13 protein-coding genes are annotated in these 20,782 nt (G+C 44.4%); 11 read left to right on the forward strand and 2 right to left on the reverse strand.

Annotated features, from left to right (window positions below; all coding sequences use genetic code 11):
* Positions 1-102 precede the first annotated feature (102 nt).
* The gene (locus AC2204_RS05345) at positions 103-765 is read left to right on the forward strand and encodes a lipocalin family protein (RefSeq protein ID WP_318924446.1); all 663 of its coding nucleotides are present in this window, start codon (positions 103-105) and stop codon (positions 763-765) included.
* Positions 766-833: 68 nt separating this feature from the next.
* On the opposite strand, the gene pncB is transcribed toward AC2204_RS05345, so the two are convergent.
* On the reverse strand, positions 834-2,063 hold the full coding sequence (gene pncB, locus AC2204_RS05350; RefSeq protein WP_318924447.1) for a nicotinate phosphoribosyltransferase: 1,230 nt from the start codon (positions 2,061-2,063) through the stop codon (positions 834-836).
* A gap of 249 nt (positions 2,064-2,312) precedes the next feature.
* Here pncB and pepN point away from each other — a divergent pair, with 249 nt between their 5' ends.
* The 10 genes from pepN (at position 2,313) to rmf (ending at position 20,069) form a co-directional block, all read left to right on the forward strand.
* Positions 2,313-4,952 (forward strand): aminopeptidase N, encoded by a 2,640-nt coding sequence (gene pepN / locus AC2204_RS05355; RefSeq protein WP_318924448.1) that lies wholly within the window; start codon positions 2,313-2,315, stop codon positions 4,950-4,952.
* A gap of 126 nt (positions 4,953-5,078) precedes the next feature.
* A complete protein-coding gene (locus tag AC2204_RS05360; protein WP_318924449.1) occupies positions 5,079-5,300 on the forward strand; it encodes a DUF2835 domain-containing protein in 222 nt (73 codons plus the stop codon).
* 283 nt (positions 5,301-5,583) lie between these two features.
* Positions 5,584-10,413, forward strand: a complete 4,830-nt coding sequence (locus tag AC2204_RS05365; RefSeq protein ID WP_318924450.1) for an NAD-glutamate dehydrogenase — start codon at positions 5,584-5,586, stop codon at positions 10,411-10,413.
* A 183-nt stretch (positions 10,414-10,596) separates the two neighbouring features.
* The gene (pyrD, locus tag AC2204_RS05370) at positions 10,597-11,607 is read left to right on the forward strand and encodes a quinone-dependent dihydroorotate dehydrogenase (protein ID WP_318924451.1); all 1,011 of its coding nucleotides are present in this window, start codon (positions 10,597-10,599) and stop codon (positions 11,605-11,607) included.
* A 147-nt stretch (positions 11,608-11,754) separates the two neighbouring features.
* The gene (locus AC2204_RS05375) at positions 11,755-12,303 is read left to right on the forward strand and encodes a cell division protein ZapC (protein WP_318924452.1); all 549 of its coding nucleotides are present in this window, start codon (positions 11,755-11,757) and stop codon (positions 12,301-12,303) included.
* A 1,065-nt stretch (positions 12,304-13,368) separates the two neighbouring features.
* The gene (rlmKL, locus tag AC2204_RS05380) at positions 13,369-15,507 is read left to right on the forward strand and encodes a bifunctional 23S rRNA (guanine(2069)-N(7))-methyltransferase RlmK/23S rRNA (guanine(2445)-N(2))-methyltransferase RlmL (RefSeq protein WP_318924453.1); all 2,139 of its coding nucleotides are present in this window, start codon (positions 13,369-13,371) and stop codon (positions 15,505-15,507) included.
* A complete protein-coding gene (locus AC2204_RS05385; protein WP_318924454.1) occupies positions 15,508-15,771 on the forward strand; it encodes a glutaredoxin family protein in 264 nt (87 codons plus the stop codon).
* Positions 15,758-17,698, forward strand: a complete 1,941-nt coding sequence (uup, locus tag AC2204_RS05390; protein ID WP_318924455.1) for an ATP-binding cassette ATPase Uup — start codon at positions 15,758-15,760, stop codon at positions 17,696-17,698. The genes AC2204_RS05385 and uup overlap by 14 nt, the downstream gene beginning before the upstream one ends.
* Positions 17,698-19,728 carry a DUF3466 family protein gene (locus tag AC2204_RS05395; protein WP_318924456.1) on the forward strand — a complete coding sequence of 677 codons (2,031 nt, stop codon included), beginning with the start codon at positions 17,698-17,700 and terminating at the stop codon, positions 19,726-19,728. The genes uup and AC2204_RS05395 overlap by 1 nt, the downstream gene beginning before the upstream one ends.
* Positions 19,729-19,898: 170 nt before the next feature.
* Positions 19,899-20,069, forward strand: a complete 171-nt coding sequence (gene rmf / locus AC2204_RS05400; RefSeq protein WP_107282664.1) for a ribosome modulation factor — start codon at positions 19,899-19,901, stop codon at positions 20,067-20,069.
* A 186-nt stretch (positions 20,070-20,255) separates the two neighbouring features.
* Here the strand turns inward: rmf and fabA are convergent, their stop codons facing one another.
* On the reverse strand, positions 20,256-20,774 hold the full coding sequence (fabA, locus tag AC2204_RS05405; protein ID WP_318924558.1) for a bifunctional 3-hydroxydecanoyl-ACP dehydratase/trans-2-decenoyl-ACP isomerase: 519 nt from the start codon (positions 20,772-20,774) through the stop codon (positions 20,256-20,258).
* Positions 20,775-20,782: the final 8 nt, after the last annotated feature.

Genomic DNA, 20,782 nt, shown 5'->3' on the forward strand with positions numbered 1-20,782 from the left:
ATTGCATTTCAACTTGTGATTGAAGTCATCTTTTAATGCAAAATAAAGCATTGCAGACTAGGGTTTATATAGGATCTTGTGTGTTGTCTCGGGAGCAATGCTATGTATAAGTCTCTACTGGTTGCGATTACACTTTACTTAAGCACCTTTAGTAGCCATTTGTTTGCAGATGATCTTACTGAGTTTGACTACCCCTTACTTCTCGGTGACTGGTATTGGTTCAGTACGACAGAGAAAGGCGTCGAAAGTGAAGGGGCGAACTATCGCGCCATGAACATAAAATTTAAGTCATCTTATAATTTTGTAATTCGTTTACTGAGAGTCGATGGCACGGTTGATGAGTGGGACGGCAAGTACGACATTGATGAAACTAATATCAACTTCTTGGCAAAAGGGCAAGATGAACAGCAACACAGTTATATGCTGAGTTACAATCAATTTATTTTGGATGGAGCAAGGTTTACTAAATTAGCACCTGATAATTTGCCTGGCGAATGGCGCTCTTCTAATATATCTGGAAAAGATGTCGATGAAGGGATAGAGCAGCTATCTATTTCACTACGACCTGATTTTTTATTTTCAGCTGAAGTTTCTAATTCAGAGGGAAAGAAAAAAGAACACCGCGGTATTTATTATCTAGAAGGTGACCATATTGTTTTAATATATGAAGATGGTCAACAAGAGAGTCAATTTCTTTTGGGAACAGACACGCTTATATTAACCAATAAACAGTTTGGTATGGAAGCCACTTTTCAAAGAGAATAATCGAGACGTTATAATTAAAGTTATTGAAGTTAAAAAGGCTTATCCCAGATAAGCCTTTTTAACAGTAATTACAGACACGTCGAACTATGATGCGAAATTTTGAAGGCCCGACGAAGCTGGTTTAGATAAGCTTCATCGCGACATATACTTTTAGCTGGCTCATCCGAAATTTTTGCCACTGGTCGGCCTTCACATTCTGTCAGTTTTAATACGATATTCAGTGTGTCGGTGCCGGGTAAATCACAGGTTAACTGTGTACCAATACCAAAGCTGACATTGATACGATGGACAAAGTGCTTGTAAATATTCAGCGCTTTGTCCAAGTTTAAATTATCAGAGAAAATCAGCGTTTTGGTTTTTGGATCAATTCCGAGCGATTTATAATGCTGGATTGCTTTTTCGCCCCAAGATATTGGATCAGCACTATCATGACGCAGGCCGACAAAACGTTTTGATAAGCGGAGATCGAAATCACGCAAGAAAGCATCCATATTGATGCAGTCGGTGAGGGCAATACCTAACGAATCTGGGTATTCCTGAATCCAGCGATTCAGTGCCAGTTGTTGTGAATCTGCCAGTTCACCGGCTAACTGCTGGTGCGCCTGGAACCATTCATGCGCCTGGGTGCCAAAGGGTGTCAGACCACGAGTACGGGCTAAATGATAGTTAGAAGTGCCTTTAAATTCAGGCATATTAGCGATTAAATAGTCGACAACCTGATGATGCACGTCTTTTGAAAAACGACGACGAGTACCAAAATCAACCAATGAAAATTGGCTCAAATCTACCGCGTCTTCGTTATGTGAAGCTTGAGCATTTTGGTAAAAACGCTCAATTTTTGTTTTTAACTGACCAATAGCATCAGCAGCTGTTGCTTGCGGATAGCGTTGAGTTGCGCGTATTTCACAGATGATAGCCAGCAGAGGCACTTCCCAGAGTATAATGTCAATCCATTTCCCTGTGATTTTAATGGCTAATTGATCACCTGAATCGTCAACTTCTACCTGCGCGCTGTTTAGCGAGAAGGTTTTCAAGTAGTCAAGATAGTCACGCTGGAAGAAAGAAAGCGTTGATAAATATTCCAGTTCTTCGGCAGAGAAGGCTAATGCTGAAACTTGTGCAATTTGCGCTTTAATTTCTTTGCAGTAAGGACGGAGGTCTTCTTGGCTTCGGCAATGAAACTCCGCAACCGCCTCTATATTCGGGTATTGATGGAAAATCGCTTGCTGCATATGCAGCTTATATGCATCGGTATCAAGCAGGGAGTCGATAACCCCAATGTGTCCTGTGTTATTCATATCTAGTGCTGTTGTTTTTCGCAATCCGGAAAGTTTACATTATTTTCGGTCTAATTTGGCTTAAATCATTCAAATCAGCAAAAAAATATAGGCTAAACACATTATACAAATCTTTAAAGCAACAAGATTGTTCACAATATGATATAAATTCTTGTTTGATGGCTGAAAAGCCAGAATAATACGAGTCTCGTTTTCAGCCGTTTATGATGGGCATACCTTGCTCTGGCGGATAACAAAGGAACAGAAACAATGGCAGAACAGTCTACAGCAGAGCAATCTACAGTCACACAACCAACAGCTAAATACAGAGCCGACTATCGCGCTCCTGATTACACTATTACCGATATTGCACTTGAGTTTGATCTTCATGATGCTGATACTCATGTTGTTGCCGTCAGTCAGGTCAAACGCCTGGCCGAGGCTGAAGCCGAACTAGTGCTCGATGGTGATGGTCTGAATCTGGTACGTATAGAAGTGAATGGCAAGGCATGGTCAGATTATGACGAAGCTGAAGCATCACTGACTTTGCGTGGGCTACCTGCTGAATTTGAATTGACCATCGAAACGCAAATCAACCCTGAAGCAAACACGCTGCTGGAAGGATTATACAAGTCGGGTGGTGGGTTCTGTACCCAGTGTGAGGCCGAAGGCTTCCGTCGTATTACTTTCTATCTTGATCGCCCGGATGTACTGGCTCGCTTTACAACTAAAGTCATTGCTGACAAAGCAGAATTTCCTTACCTACTGAGCAATGGTAACCGCGTTGATTCTGGTGATCTGGGCAATGGCCGCCATTGGGTACAATGGCAAGACCCATTTCCGAAACCGAGCTACCTGTTTGCTCTTGTTGCCGGTGATTTCGATGTATTGCGTGACAAATACATCACGATGAGCGGCCGTAACGTTGAACTGGAGATCTTTGTTGATAGAGGAAATCTTGATCGCGCTGATTATGCCATGACATCGTTGATTAATTCGATGAAGTGGGATGAAGAACGTTTTGGTCTAGAATACGACCTTGATATTTATATGATTGTTGCCGTTGATTTTTTCAACATGGGGGCAATGGAAAACAAAGGTCTGAATGTTTTCAACTCGAAGTTCGTACTGGCTAATTCAAAGACCGCGACGGATACAGATTACCAGGGTATTGAAGCGGTCATTGGTCACGAATATTTCCATAACTGGACGGGTAACCGAGTAACGTGTCGTGACTGGTTCCAGTTAAGTCTGAAAGAGGGTTTAACAGTATTCCGCGATCAAGAATTCTCATCAGATCTGGGTTCTCGCGCCGTTAATCGTATCAATAATGTCCGTATTGTTCGTGGTCCGCAGTTTGCTGAAGATCGTGGCCCGATGTCTCATCCAATCCGTCCGGAAAAAGTGATTGAGATGAATAATTTCTATACTCTGACCGTGTATGAAAAGGGTAGTGAAGTGATTCGCATGATGCATACCTTACTTGGCGAAGATAAATTTCAGGCAGGTATGAAGTTGTACTTTGAGCGTCACGATGGAACCGCTGCAACGTGTGATGATTTTGTACAGGCAATGGAAGATGCGTCGGGTATTGATTTAACACAGTTCCGTCGATGGTACAGTCAATCGGGTACACCCGTTGTTAAAGTAACGACAGACTATAACGCAGAACAAAAGTGTTACCGTGTCACTGTTCAGCAGCAAACCCCCGCCATAGCTGGACAGGAAGAGAAACTGCCACTGCATATTCCGCTTGATATTGAGTTGTATGATAGCCAGGGTAATGTCATTGAGTTACAGTGTAACGGGAAGGTAATTAAAAACGTGCTGGATATCACGGAAAGTGAGCAGGTTTTTGAATTTACAGACGTTAATGAAAAGCCTGTAATCTCACTGATACGCGAATTTTCTGCCCCGGTTATTCTGGAATATGACTATTCAGATCAAGAGCTGGTCTTTTTGATGGTCTATGCACGTAATGAATTTGCCCGTTGGGATGCAGGCCAGATACTACTGGCTAAATACATCCGTAATAATGTTGAACGAATCCAGAAAGGCGAAGATGTTGATTTTCCAGCTTCTGTGGTGGATGCGTTCCGCGGTGCATTACTGGATGAGAAACTGGATCCGGCATTTATTGCAGAGATGTTGACATTGCCAAGTGAGAACGAGATAGCTGGCTGGTACAAAACGGTGGACGTCGATGCGATTCATACCGTAGTCGGTCAGATCGAGAAGATCTTAGCGACTGAAATGGAAGATGAGTTTACCGCTATCTACCATTTATTAGCGCAAGCTGAATACAGTAACTCTCATGAAGCGATGGCCAAACGCGCATTGCGTAACTGTTGTTTAGGTTATCTGGCTTTCACTGAAGCAGGTAATCAGTTAGTGACAGAGCAATATAACCACTCTGATAACATGACTGATACGATGGCGGCGATGTCAGCGGCGAATAATGCTGAACTGGTATGTCGCGAATCACAAATGACTGATTTCAGTGACAAATGGACGCATGATGGTCTGGTAATGGATAAGTGGTTTATCCTGCAAGGTAAAAACCCGGTTGAGAACTCGCTTGAGAAAGTTCGTCAAACCATGACGCATCCAGCGTTTGATTTGAAGAACCCTAACCGTACTCGCAGCCTGGTGGCAAGTTTTTGCGCGAATAACCCTGTTCGTTTCCATGCTAAAGATGGTAGTGGTTACCAGTTCTTGTCGGAAATTCTGACAGAGCTGAACACCAGCAACCCGCAAGTGGCTTCTCGTTTGATTGAACCATTTCTGAAGTATCGCCAATATGACGCGCCGCGTCAGGTATTGATGCGTACAGAGCTGGAAAAATTGGCAAAGCTGGATAATCTGGCAAAAGATCTGTTCGAGAAAGTGCAGAAAGCACTAGAACAGTAATATCTGCACGATGACTGATAGAGTCTCTAAATGAGAGGCTCTATTTATTTTCGAGTTTCTAGTTAAGAGTATCGAGAAATGCACTTCTTGATCTAGCGACTCGCCACTCTCAATAACCGTATTCCTATGACAACCTACACATTCTCACTCAACATCACCTATCAATCATTTCTTAATCATTATTCAGGTGCAGCCAGTACCGTAATCGTGGTGACAGAGAATGGTCTGAAGCTGCAGCTTCCCGCCTCGCGCTTTCGCCCCTTTTTGACTCAGTTGGGGGTAAAGGGCTATTTCCGTGTGCGCGTAGACAGCCGGAATAAAATTGAAACTATCGAAAGGGTTGCATAATAAAGGCAGGGGGAAAAGTCAGAGATACGTAAATATAATGCTCGAGTCGTTGGTTAACATCATTTTACTTTGCTGATTACTTGTTAACCATCATTCTGACTATTAGCAGATAGAACAACTATCAAAAATCTTTACCTTAGTCACATATTCGATTTATTCTTATCTTAACAACGCAATTAACGTAACTAGTTTGCAACAAAACCCCCTACAATAGCTATCACGCTAAAGCGTTCAAACCCCCTATACTAGATTTATAAAACATAATAATGATGGAGCACTCGCTATGACCGCCCCCGATCCGATAGTGCCGGTACTGCTTGAGAAAGTGTATGGCTTAATCCAGGATAAGATTGAAGTTCCTCAGCAGTCATTAGTAGAAATTTTCGCTCAACGACTGTTAGGGCAATTAGCTGATGACGATCTGCTTCAACGAAATGAATCTGATTTATATGGTGCCGTATTGAGTTTGTGGCACCATCTAATGCAAAACAAACCTGATCAAATTTCAATACGTGTTTATAACCCGACACTTAGCCGCTACGGTTGGCAATCCACCCACACGGTTGTTGAGATTGTCATGCCAGACCGTCCGTTCTTGGTAGATTCTGTTCGTATGACACTCAATCGCATGGATATTACCAGCCACCTGATGTTTAACGGCCCTTACTTCTTTAAACGAAATAAACAAGGGGACATTATTGAAGCGTGTGGTAATGAAGGTGATTATCAGACACTGTTCCATATCGAAGTAGACCGCCTTACCGACAAAGCACAAATGCAAGCACTAAAAGAAGAACTAGAAAATGTGCTTCATGATGTAGATTTGGTGGTGACTGACTGGCAGGCCATGAAAACAAAAATGGAGGAAATTGCGGATGAACTAAAAACCACAGATTTGCCTGTTGATGATGAGCATCGTGATGAAGCCATCGAATTTATTGACTGGCTAAATCGCCATAATTTTACATTTATGGGGTATCACCAATACGATTTAATCGCTATTGAAGGTGACTTTGAACTACGGCCAACAAATGAGCCTGGTTTAGGGCTCCTTGGTAAGGCAGACAAAGTCCATAGTCTGTTATTATCAGAACTTCCCGAATCAGCCCGTTTTGAAGCGCGTAAGCATGAACTTCTTATTTTAACCAAGAGTAATACCAAGTCTAAAATTCATCGCCCTGCATATGTCGATTATGTCGGTATTAAGCGCTTTGATAAAAAAGGAAATGTGATTGGTGAGCATCGCTTTATCGGTCTTTATGCATCGACCGCTTATCACCAGACCGCGATGAATATCCCGCTTATTCGAAACCGAGTAGCGAGAATTCTGGATGCGAGTGGGTATTCCCCCGGTTCACATTCCTGGAAAGCACTAAACAACCTGCTTGAAACATATCCTCGCGATGAGTTGATCCAGGCAAATGAGAAAGAAATGCTGGATGTTGGCTGCGGTGTCGTACGAATGCAAGATCGCGACTTATTACGTCTTTTTGTTCGACGTGATCCGTTTGGTCGATTCTTCTCTTGCATGGTGTATGTAACAAAAGAGCGTTATAACACTGAATTACGAACTAAAACGCAGGCCATTCTTAAAGACTACTTTGGTTCTGATCAGCCTGTTGAATTCACGACTTTCTTTTCCGAAGATTCACTCGCAAGAACGCATTATATCGTGCGGGTTAAAAATAATAATTATGATGTGGATGTGAAGGCTATCGAACATAATTTGGTTGAAGCGGCAGCATCTTGGGAAGATCGTTTAAGTAACTCATTAGTAGCCAACTTTGGTGAAAGTAATGGCATCCCATTAGCGAAGAACTATTCGCGCGCATTCCCTCGGTCATATAAAGAACAGATGTTACCCGGGTCTGCTGTTGCAGATATTGAGCAACTTGAAAGCCTGAGCGAAGACAATAAACTAGGGATGCTTTTCTACCGTCCTCAGGAAGAAGCCAATGATTCACGTTTTGTGAAGTTAAAGTTGTTTCATCGCGATGAGCCGATTCACTTATCGGACGTGATGCCTATGTTGGAAAACTTAGGATTGCGAGTGATTGGCGAGTCTCCGTATCAAGTGGTTACCGCGAATGGTACAGTTTTCTGGATCCTTGATTTTTCAATGTTTCACAATGCCTGTACAGGGATAGATCTCAGCGAGGCACGGGATCGTTTTCAAGAAGCCTTTTCTGCTATCTGGCATGGCAGCCTCGAAAGTGATGGTTTCAACCGCTTAGTACTTTGTGCTGGGTTAACCGGGCGTGAAATTACCGTTGTACGAAGCTATGCGCGCTATATGCGCCAAGTCGGTTTCCCGTTTAGTCAGCAGTATATTGAAGAAACCTTGTCTAGCCATAGCGATCTCGCCCGCGATCTGGTTAAACTTTTTATCTTCCGTTTCGATCCAAAAAATCATCATTCAGAGAAAGCCGAGCAGGATCTAATTAAAAAACTGCATAAAAAACTGGATCACGTGGAAAGTCTTGATGATGACAGGATCATCCGACGCTATATGGAGATGATCCTCGCCACCCAACGGACTAACTATTATCAAGTGGATGATCAAGGCAGTGCGAAGCCATGGCTGTCACTGAAACTGCGCCCGTCTGAAATTCCTGAGATTCCAGCACCGGTACCGTTTTTCGAGATCTTTGTGTATGCACCGGATATAGAAGGTGTTCACTTGCGAGGCGGTAAAGTGGCCCGTGGTGGCTTACGCTGGTCTGATCGTCAGGAAGATTTCCGGACTGAAATTCTGGGGCTAGTTAAAGCACAGCAAGTTAAGAATACGGTTATTGTTCCTGTGGGAGCGAAGGGTGGTTTCGTCTGCAAACGTCAGCCACAAATGACAGCACGAGATGAAATTTTGGCTGAAGGGCAACGCTGCTATAAGCGTTTCATCTGTGCCTTGTTGGATGTGACCGATAACATTCGTGATGGTGTTCTTGTGCCACCAGCAAATGTTGTTCGCCATGATGAAGACGATCCATATCTGGTTGTGGCTGCCGATAAAGGAACCGCAACATTCTCAGATTTAGCAAACTCAGTATCGGATGAATATAACTTCTGGTTAGGTGATGCATTTGCCTCTGGTGGCTCAAATGGTTACGACCATAAGAAAATGGGGATCACCGCGAAAGGTGGCTGGGAATCAGTTAAGCGTCATTTCCGTGAGCTGGGGATAGACTGCCAGACGACAGACTTTACCTGCGTAGGGATCGGCGACATGGCCGGTGATGTATTTGGTAATGGTATGTTATTGTCAAAACATACCCGCCTGGTTGCTGCGTTTAACCATATGCACATCTTTCTGGATCCAAACCCAGATGCCGCATCAAGCTGGCAAGAACGAGATCGTCTGTTTAACCTGCCACGATCCAGTTGGGAGGATTATGATCAAGGCCTGATCTCGGAAGGGGGCGGGATCTTTTCGCGCCGCAGCAAGTCGATCAAACTGACACCACAGATCCAGAAATTGCTGGGTACGCGTAAGCAGAGCCTGACACCGAACGAACTGATCCGCCTGATTTTACAAATGGAAGTGGATTTACTTTGGAATGGCGGTATCGGTACGTATGTGAAAGCACAAAGTGAAACTCATACCGATGTAGGTGACCGCGCTAACGATGGGCTTCGTATTAATGGCGGCGAGCTACGTACCAAAATTGTCGGTGAAGGTGGAAACTTGGGGATGACCCAGCTTGGCCGAGTTGAGTTTGCCAAGAAAGGAGGGAGGGTTAACACCGATTTTGTTGATAATGTCGGCGGTGTTGACTGTTCTGATAATGAAGTAAACATTAAGATCTTGCTCAATAGCCTGGTGGCATCCGGTGACTTGACCTACAAACAACGTAATGAGCTGCTGGCACGTATGGAAGATGAAGTCGGCGAGATTGTTCTTGATAATGCTTACTGCCAGAGTGAATCTATTTCAGTGACTCAACAGCAACAGGCACAGTTACTGAAAGAGCAAATTCGCTTTATCCATCAGCTAGAGCGTGCAGGAAAACTTGATCGTGCGCTTGAATACCTACCCGATGATGATACGCTGGCAAAGCGAGAAAAATCGGGCATGGGGCTAACTCGCCCTGAGCTCGCGGTACTCGTGGCATACGGCAAGATGGTCCTCAAAGAGGATCTAGTCAGCGATGAGATCGCTAATGATCCTTACCATAGCCGCTTGTTGCCGGGTTATTTCCCGAAAGAGTTACAGGAAAAATACCGTCTGCAGATGGATCAGCATCCGCTGAAACAAGAGTTGATTGCGACTGCGCTGGCTAACCAGATGTCGAATGAAATGGGGTGTAATTTTGTCACTCGTCTGCAGGATGAGACTGGGGCAACCATAGTTGAAATATCTGCCGCTTATACCATTGGCCGTCAAGTCTTTAATTTTGAAAGAGTCTTTGACCAGATCCGCGAACTTGATAATGTGAGTCCGGCAGAAGTGCAGTATGAGATGATATATCGCTGCCGTCGTATGTTACGTCGTGCGACTCGTTGGATCTTGCGCAACCGTAATCGGGCAATGGGTATTGAACAGCAAATTGACTTTTATCGACCTGTAGTGAAAACACTGGATGCCAACCTAGAGCGTTACCTTGTAACGGAAGAGGTGGAAGAGCATAACGAGCAAGCCGAGTTGATGATTCAACAGGGGGCACCAGAAAGTCTGGCTCATAGTATTGCCCGCCTGACCAGCTTGTTTTCAGCAATGGATATTGCGCAGATTGCGAATGAGTTGGGTAAAGAGATTGATTATATCGCCAGAGTCTATTTTGTCGTAGGAGCTAAGCTGTCATTGCACTGGTTCTTAAAGCAGATACACAACCAGCCTGTAGAGAATCATTGGCAGGCATTAGCACGTGCATCTTTCCGCGAAGATCTTGATTGGCAGCAACGTCATCTGACATCTGCGGTCATTACCAGTTCTCAAGAGGCGCAAGAACCGGAGCTGAGTATTGATAGCTGGCTTGATATGAATCAGGCTGTGATTCATCGTTGGAATAGCGTGTTAGCCGAATTCAAAGTGGGTAAAACTCATGAGTTTGCGAAATTCTCAGTCGCATTGCGTGAATTGATGCTGCTTAACTTGAATTGCCGTTCGAATGTGTAGCAAATAGCTATACTATTACCATGAGATGTAATCAGTAGTTTTGTGTTTAAAAGGCCATTATGTCTTCGGATATAGTGGCCTTTCTGTTATTGCATAATCATTATTGCCGAAATCGTTTGCGTTAAAAGGTAAACCTGTGAATAATGTCAACCCGTTTATACGGGGCTTTTTTAAGGAGGTACAATGATTTACCGCCTCGCACGATCCGCTATTTTCCAGCTAGACGCAGAAAAAGCACATGATCTTGCTATTCAGAACTTTTCTCGCTTTACCGGCACTCCACTTGATCTTTTCTACCGTCAACACGTTCCCGATCATCCTGTTGAAGTCATGGGTATCACATTCAAAAATCCGGTAGGACTGGCTGCAGGCCTGGACAAAAACGGTGAATGTATTGATGCATTCGGCGCGATGGGTTTTGGTTTTGTTGAAGTCGGCACAGTCACGCCTCGCCCTCAACCGGGAAATGACAAACCTCGTCTTTTCCGGGTTATTCCCGCCGAAGGGATTATCAACCGATTTGGCTTCAATAACTTAGGTGTTGATAACTTGGTTGAAAATGTGAAAAAAGCCAAATATGACGGTGTCATTGGTATTAATATTGGGAAGAATAAAGATACACCGATTGAAAAGGGCGTAGAAGATTACTTAATCTGCATGGATAAAGTTTATGAACACGCCGGTTATATTGCGGTTAATGTATCTTCACCGAACACGCCGGATCTTCGCTCACTGCAGTACGGTGAAGCACTGGATGATCTTCTTGGTCAATTAAAGCAGAAACAAACAGAGTTAGCTAAGAAGCATGATAAGTATGTGCCGTTGGCATTGAAGATCGCGCCGGATCTTGAGGATCATGAGATAGTGCAAATAGCAGATGCTTTGATCCGTAATGAGATTGATGGCGTCATCGCGACGAACACCACGCTTGACCGTGCCCTGATACAAGGTATGCCTCATTGTGATGAAGCAGGGGGGTTGAGTGGCCGTCCACTTCAGAATCGAAGTACTGAAGTTATTCGCAGCCTTGCTCAAGCGCTTAATGGTGCGCTTCCTATTATCGGGGTCGGCGGGATTGACTCTGCAGTTTCTGCTCGCGAAAAAATGTTAGCTGGTGCTAAGCTCGTTCAGATTTATACAGGCTTCATTTACCACGGGCCAAAATTGGTTAAAGATATTGTGATTAATATTTAACCATATCTTGTCAAAGAAACATTAAGCAAACACCAATAAGGGGGATTTATTTCCCCTTTTCTTTTGTAATCAGAGCAGTAAAATTCTCCTAAAGTTTTTTCCATATCGTTTGATAACAATATAACGGACTGATTTTGGAGAGTTTACGTGCTAAAACCTAATGACTCATGGAAGTGGTATTACGACCATAAGGATGACTCCCTGATGCTAGATCTGGGGGGCGATATGGTTTTTCGCGTTTCAATTCCGACTAAGAACCTTATTCCCTGCGCGTATGATCAGTGCGTATTTACCGTCGATGATGCGACAGTATTTCAGACATATAAAGAAAGCATTTCCCACCTCGACATTTCTGTACCACGCAAAGCAGAGCTGGCCCTTAACGCCGTTGCTGCAAGTCGTTTCCATAAGCCGATGATGCCTAAAAGCTGGTTTTTTGAAGCCAGGCCGGAAGGGTGTGAACCCGTCAACGGAGATATTGTGACTTTACAGACTTCTCTTGGTACGGCCAAATTCCTTGTCATAGAAAATTGTGGTACAGCAAGCCTTTGTATGATGACAGAGATTGAGCCATTAGCCTTATCAAACACCAAACAGATGGCGTTTTGCGACACAATTAAGGTGATGAACGACCGTATCGAGCACTACGAACAAGAGACCTCAGCAGACTCGCTTAATTTGGCCATGGTCGGTTAGCGACCCGCGTATCAATGATCTAAAATCCCCGAACAAGCAGGGCCTTTACCCCCGTATTTACTATCCTTCTGCATCACTCCTAATTCCTATTTAAGTCCCAATGACCCATAGATCCGATAGCCTTTTATTTTTGCTTTTCTAGCAAAAACATCTTGAGCTTACTATGAGTACCCAGATCGCCGTCTTACCAACGTCATTATATCTTGTCATTCAGAGAGGCTCTCGGATGGAATCAAAGCTGCTTGCAGCCGGGTTTTTTAGGGATCTGTCAGGAAAACACCAGCTTATTCTACTTATCATAGAAAAATGACAGGCTGCGATGGTTTGGTTCGAGTCAGCACTCTGATGAAAATATGAACAAAATAAGTGATTTCCCTCAAAAATATCCTAAATAATATTATTTTTTTGTGCTCCTTTTTTGTGTATTTTCACAAAAACAGTCGCGAAAAACCGCATTTCTTGCCTCGTAATATTGGCGACCAGAAGAAACATTTCCTCATTTCCTCCCTTTCGTGAAAGTTAATTACAATGGACCATTTCTTTTTTCGCAATAGTTTCCAGATGGGAAAGTATTATGATTAAGAGTGACTAAGCTGGATTGAAAGGGATATAGCGACAGTAAGTAATTACCATTAGTAACTACATTTCCTTTTAGTTATGGTCTTTTTTGTATGTTCGAACCCATCAAAATCAATAGCTTAAGCGTTTGTTTCTGTATGGAAACAGTGCTTATTTCGTGTGTGAGCACACACTTTTACGGAAGTTCTTGAGAGTTGGTGTTATTATTGTCCACGCATGGAAACGGTGTTTTTGTTCTCGGCTTACTGCTGAAATACTGTGCGACAGTTCATAATTTTCCGGATGGTTGTTACCGATGGCGTGGTTTTTGGTGGTTGGTTGATGGTGCGATTCAAGGCTGAAATAGCGGTAAAGCTTTGATTGAATCATCTGAGGTCGAAAATTGCTGTTTTTTTAGCTAAATGTTGCCATCAAGTTTGTGAAGAAAGAGGTATTTACTCGGTTTTCGGTTATAATTCTCGCCAACTTAAGTGTGAAAAGAATTCCATGAATCAATATCTAGCTATTACCTCTCGAGGTCTTGAGAACCTCCTTGCAGAAGAATTAGTACAACTTGGTGCTCAAGACATCCAGGTTGCTCATGCTGGTGTCCGTTTTAAGGCCGAGCAGGCTACGGCTTATCGCTGCTGTCTATGGACCCGCATATCATCTCGTATCATTCAGGTCCTCAGTGAGTTTAATGTCCGTGACGACATGGACTTGTATCTGGGGGCGACAGCTATTCACTGGCCGGACTACTTTGGTAGTGACACGCGCATTATTGTCGATTTCAACGGTACTAACCGTGAAATTCGCAATAGCCAATACGGTGCTATGAAGGTAAAGGATGCCATCGTCGACCGTTTCACCAAAGCTGACATGCGTCGTCCGAATATCGATCGTGAACGTCCGGATCTGCGTATTCACATGCGTTTATCTGGTGAGAAAGGTGTCCTTGGTCTTGATATGGCAGGTAGTGGCCTGCACCAGCGCGGCTATCGTACCGAAGCGGGTAAAGCGCCATTGCGTGAAACTCATGCCGCGGCACTGGTCATGAAAAGCGGCTGGACGCCAGAGAAGCCGTTATTAGATCCAATGTGTGGTTCTGGTACCTTGCTTATTGAAGCGGCCATGATAGCTGCCGATATTGCACCGGGCTTAAAGCGTAAGCGCTGGGGTTTTGAATCGATTAAAGATTTTGACAAAGAATCATGGTTGGAAATCCACGCAGAAGCGTCAGTAAAAGCACGTCGCGGTCCGGCAAAAGTTGAGACTAAGTTCTTTGGCCGTGAGATGGATCGCCGTGTATTAACCATTGCTCGCGATAATGCTGGCCGGGCTGGCGTGAAAGATCTGATTAATTTCGAATACGGCGATGTGACACAGCTTGTGAGCCCAGAGGGCTTTGAAGCCGGAGTGGTGCTGTGTAACCCTCCATATGGTGAGCGTTTAGGAACTACGCCTGAGCTGATTTCACTTTACACCGAATTTGGTAATCGCTTAAAGCTGGCTTTTACCGGTTCGACTGCGGCAATCTATTCAGGTTCGAATGAGCTATTAAGCTGCTTACGCATGCGTGCTGACAAGCAGTTCAAACTGAATAACGGTGCGCTCGACTGTGTGCTTAAAACCTATTTGATCACCGGTGGTGGCGTAAAGCAGGTCGAGGGCGAGCAAGAAGGCAAAATCGAGCAAGAACAAGTTGCACCAGATTTTGCCAACCGCCTGAAAAAGAACATTGCGAAGCTAGGTAAGTGGGCGAAGAAAGAAGGGGTCGAATGTTACCGCATTTATGACGCTGATCTGCCTAACTACAATGCCGCTATTGATAAGTATAAAGATTACTTGATCATTCAAGAGTACGCTGCACCGAAGACGGTTCCGGAAGAAATCGCTCGTCGCCGTATTATGGATGTACTGCGTGCTACGATTGAAGTCACGGGTGTTGATAATAACAAGGTTATTTTAAAAGTTCGTGAGCGGCAAAAGGGTAAGAATCAATACCAGAAGCTATCCAGTGCAGAACGTCACATGACAGTGAATGAGTACGGTGTTGATCTGAAAGTAAACCTGTACGATTACCTTGATACGGGCTTATTCCTTGATCACCGTATTACCCGTCGTAAGCTGGGTGAAATGGCAAAAGGCAAAGACTTCCTGAACTTGTTTGCTTATACCGGATCAGCAACGGTTCATGCCGCTTGTGGTGGTGCCAAGTCAACAACCACGGTTGATATGTCCAATACTTATTTGCGCTGGGCTCAAGAGAACATGGAGCTGAATGGGCAGGTAGGGCAAGAGCATGAATTCGTTCAGGCTGATTGCTTGCAGTGGCTGCAGGAAGTCGATGATACGTTTGATCTGATCTTTATCGATCCGCCGACGTTCTCGAATTCTAAGCGTATGAAGCAGACTTTCGATGTTCAACGTGACCACGTCATGTTGTTGGAAAACCTAAAGCGCATGCTACGTCCACAAGGGCAGATTGTCTTTTCTAACAATAAGCGCCAATTTAAGATGGATCTGGAGAAGTTAGAAGAACTTGGCCTGAAAGCCCAGAATATTTCTGACAAAACGCTTCCGATGGATTTTGCCAAAAACAAGCATATCCATAACTGCTGGATCATTACCCATAAGGAAGCTTAAGTGCTAATTACGCTGTATAGCACACAAGGATGTCATCTCTGCGAGCAGGCTTATCGCCTGCTTACAGAGGCAGGCGTACACGAGCGCGTCAAAGTGGTCGATATTGCTTTTGATGATGCGCTCTTTTTACGTTACGGCGTCACTATTCCCGTTGTTTCTATCTCTGTCTCTTCAATAGAAAATCAACATTCAATTTCAGAACTTGGTTGGCCGTTTGATGCGGCTGAACTTGCAGCATGGTTAAACAGTAATGGCATTAATTAATATTAGTAACGCACAACTTGCGTATGGCGACCACGCTTTACTCGATAAAGCGGAGTTTGTTCTGCAGCCGAATGAGCGTGTTTGTCTGGTCGGTCGTAACGGCGCAGGTAAATCGACGTTAATGAAGGTTATCTCTGGTGATGTCTTGCTCGATGACGGCAGCATTCAGCGCCAGACTGAACTGAAAATATCACGTCTTGAGCAGGATCCACCGCGTAATGCTGAAGGTAACGTGTTTGATTATGTTGCTGAAGGGTTGGCAGAAGTCGGCAAGGTACTGCGTGAGTACCATCATTTACTGGACTTGATTGCGGTTGATCCGAGTGAATCAAACCTAAATAAGCTGACCCGTGCCCAAGAGAAGATTGATCATGCCAATGCATGGCAGTTTGACACGCAAATCGCTTCTGTATTAGAGACGCTTCACCTGGATCCTCACACACTCTTAGCTGATCTGTCTGGTGGTTGGCAGCGTAAGGCCGCTCTGGCGCGCGCACTGGTTTGTGACCCTGATATTTTATTATTAGATGAGCCGACCAACCACTTGGATGTGTCGACCATTGAATGGTTAGAAGGCTTCCTGAAGAGTTTCCGCGGCTCAATTATCTTTATTTCTCACGACCGTGCCTTCATTCGCTCGATGGCGACGCGCATTCTCGATTTAGATCGTGGCCAACTGGCGTCTTTCCCTGGCGACTACGAACTGTATCTTGAAAGCAAAGAAGAGATGCTACGGGTAGAAGCGGAACAAAATGCCGAGTTTGATAAGAAACTCGCCCAGGAAGAAGTGTGGATCCGCCAGGGGATCAAAGCTCGACGTACTCGTAACGAAGGCCGGGTACGCGCGCTTAAAAAGTTACGTAATGAACGCAGTGAACGCCGTGAAGTGATGGGTAAGGCTGATATGCAGCTACAGGAAGCGAAACGCTCCGGTAAGATTGTATTTGAAGCTGAGCATATCTCATATAGTTACGGTGACACGCCAATTATCAACGACTTTAGCTTTACGGTAATGCGTGGTGACCGTATCGCCCTGATTGGTCCTAATGGTTGTGGTAAGAGTACGCTATTAAAACTGATGCTAGAGAAGTTGACGCCGACATCAGGGTATTTCCATTGCGGGACCAAAATTGATGCGGCATATTTCGACCAATACCGCGAAGTGCTGGATCCTGAAAAAACCGTGATGGACAACCTGGCTGACGGTAAGCAAGAAGTGACCGTTAATGGTGTCACTCGTCACGCCTTAGGTTACTTACAAGATTTCTTGTTCCATCCTCGCCGTGCCCGTACGCCGGTAAAAGCCTTATCAGGCGGTGAGAAAAACCGACTGTTATTAGCGAAGTTGTTCTTAAAACCTAATAATTTATTGATCCTCGATGAACCAACTAACGATTTAGATATCGAAACATTGGAACTTTTAGAAGAAATTCTTGCCAACTATCAGGGTACTTTGCTGTTAGTAAGTCACGATCGCCAATTTGTTGATAATACTGTGACAACAAGCTGGATTTTCGAAGGTAATGGTGTCGTCGACGAGTATGTAGGTGGTTATCATGATGCTCAGGCACAACGCGCAAATTCTGCAGCTGTCCTTTTGAAACAAAAAGAAGCAAACGAACTGGCGACGCAAATCGCAGAATCTAAAAAGAAAGAAGAGAACAAGCAGCGTGAGGTAACCCGACCGGCTTCAACCAAGAAGTTGTCGTATAAATTCCAGAAAGAACTGGAAAGCCTGCCGCAAAAAATTGAAGATTTGGAAAATGAAATTGCTCAGCTGCAGGAACAGATAAACGATCCTGCATTCTTTCAGGATGTGAAGAATGATACTCAAGCGACACTGTCACGTTTAGCCGTGGTAGAAGAAGAGTTTGAGCATGCATTTGAACGCTGGGAAGAGCTGGAAGTGATGCAGAAGGAATTATAATGCAACATAAGACGTTAAAGCTTTCTACACTGGCGATGCTGATCGCCGGTGCGACACAGGCCAATGCAGCTGTTTATCAAGTAGTGGAAGTTGATGCTGACAGTGCTGTCGGTACTCAAGAGTATTTCGGACAAAATACGGCTGATACATTTGAGGTTTATGGGCAGGGTATTACAGAGTCGGCAACTGGTGAAAACTGCTTTGCTGATGGTGGTACGTGTAACGCAACTAACTATAAAGTTTTTGGTGAAAGCCGCTTCGGTACCGACGGGACGAATTACAGGGATGAATTCCCGTTTCTGACGGATAACTACCAGCGTGTGAACGATTATTTATCTCTTTTAAGCTACTGTAACGCTAATTTAGGCTCTAATACCTGTGACACATGGGCTCAGGCACAATACTACGGTAAGAACTATAACCGTGACGATGTTAACGATCGCTCCGGTTTTGGTGGCCTTCAACGAGAACAAGCAGCTTGGTCTCGTGGATATTTTGCCAATGCTTATCCATTAGTTGAAGGCTCAGTGATTGATACTTTTGCATCATCACCAAGTGCTGATCAAAGTGTAACTGATTTGGGTACACGTATTGCTTACAGTTCTAACGCTGTAGTCAACGGTATTACTGGCGACTATCAATACGGTATTGCAAGTTCATCTTACTTTAAAAGTGGTGATCGCTATGTGCGTGAGTTTGCGAAACGCGGCTTTGTTACCACATCATCAGCAAATATTGAATTGGCACCAGCAACCGCTTCAACGGGCACTACAGCTGAGAAAGCACTTGTCGATAAGATGGGCCAAACCCTTGCTTGGGATGCCGTTGAATATCCAGCAGGTCAACTATTAGTTGTCGGCAGCGGTTCATTTGCACCAAGTAACTTAAATGATGCCGATAAACTACCTGATGCTAGCGATGTCGATATTGGCAAAAGTGTTTCATCTAACACTTTAGCGAAATGTGCATCAGAATTTTCTACTAGTTCCAGTACGCTTTACTCGACGTACGAATGCCAGTTCTCTGTATTTGCAAATGATGCAATGTTTTGGACTGTTACACCGACTACATCAGGTGTTGTAACGGGTAACGTCATCAATAAGACGTCTTTAACCCCAGAAGATCCTGATAATAACGATCGCTCAGCGCAAGCGGGCGCCCGGGCGGTAGAAGTCATTGACTCTAAACCTGTCGCGGTTGGTTTTTCGACCATTTACCAAGACAGTGATTACTATGCGCCACGTGCAACGGTATTTACGCCGAAGACGGATTCCGTGACCGGTGGCTGGGAGAGTAAATTCATCCCTGGTACGGAGGTTGAGAGCGGCGGCGATCGCCAGTTCAACTATTCCGTAGCGACTGATATCAATAAAAATAACAAGGTTATCGGGGTCGCCAAGAACACTCGTTCCGAGAACCGTTCGTACCCTGAACGTATCTTTATTTATGACAACAGCACGAATCAAACGACGTTTATCGACGCTTCAGTGAATGGCGATATTTTCTTTAAAGGCTACAACGGCTTTCCAAGCGCTATCAACAACCATGATCAGATTGTAGGCTGGGTCGATTCCGAAACTGCCAATCAGGTCGACGGCAAGTTCCGTCGCCAGCGTGGCTTCACCTACATGGCTGGTGGTGATATTACTTATACGGACGGTAATAACAATAAAATAAGTACTGTTTTAAAAGCAACCAAGGCGTGGATGCTGGATGATCTGACCAATGATGGTGCAGTAAGTGGAGATGATGTAGCGAACCAGTTCCGGATTGCCCAGGCGACCGGTATTAACGATGCGGGGGTGATTTCGGCGACGGCACTGATGTGTGCTGGTGGTTATCAGGACTTATCGAATGAATCGCAGTGTAGCGGTGATGAAAAACTGGTCGCTGTGAAACTGGTTCCGATCCCAGCAGGTAAGATTGAGGCACGTCCTGAAAAAACCTCATCTGTCGAACGTTCTGGCGCATCGCTAGGTCTATTCGCTTTGACAATGCTCGGCTGGATTGGTTTCAGAAGAAGAAAATAAATTTTTGTTAAAATAGTTTATTTTTTACTCAGGCTCACAAATTGTGAGCCTGAGTTGTTTTTGGGGTTGATCAAACGGGGTAGATCGCTAATTCTTATATCTGGAGTCACAAAAACTCCATCATTATGAAACTGTAATGAAAGAAAATAGCTAAAGATAAGGATCTAACTATGAAGAGACAAAAGCGGGATCGTTTAGAACGTGCACAAGCTCGTGGTTATCAGGCTGGGAAAAATGGTCGCTCAAGTGAAGCTTGTCCATATCAATCTCTGGATGCCCGTACTAATTGGCTTGGTGGTTGGCGAGACGCAAGAGAGGAAATTCAGACAGGCCTCAAATAACCCTTTCTCATAGAACCCTTATTTAGCCCCTTTGAGGAGAAGGGGCTTTTTAAATTTCCCTTCTGGTTTTCAATACATTTCAAAATTTACCGCCTTGCATTGATAGTCTATCGTGGTCTTGGTTATCCTTAAATGCAAAAAAGGCCGCAAAATGCGACCTTTTAACTGTCATTTAGTCTGAGAGACTTAGAAGCTAGCAGTGTCAGTGAACAGACCTACTTTTAAATCTTTAGCGACATAGATTTCTTTGCCGTCTACCAGTACACGACCGTCAGCAACACCCATGACTAACTTGCGGTTAATCACACGCTTTAGATTAATTTCATAGGTCACTTTCTTTGCGGTCGGCAGAACTTGGCCAGTGAACTTCACTTCACCTACACCAAGCGCACGGCCTTTGCCTTCACCGCCATGCCAGCCAAGGAAGAAACCAACAAGTTGCCACATTGCATCAAGACCAAGACAACCAGGCATAACCGGGTCACCTTTGAAATGGCAGTCAAAGAACCATAGATCAGGGTTGATATCGAGCTCGGCATGAATAAAGCCTTTGCCATACTCACCGCCGTCATCCGTGATTTCTAAAATTCTGTCCATCATCAGCATGTTGTCAGATGGTAGAGAAGGGAATGCAGGGCCATGAAGCTCTCCATTACCACATGCAACTAGGTCTTCACGTTCATAAGAATTGCGTTTCATCAGAATTCGTACTG

This window comes from Photobacterium sp. (assembly GCF_057456235.1).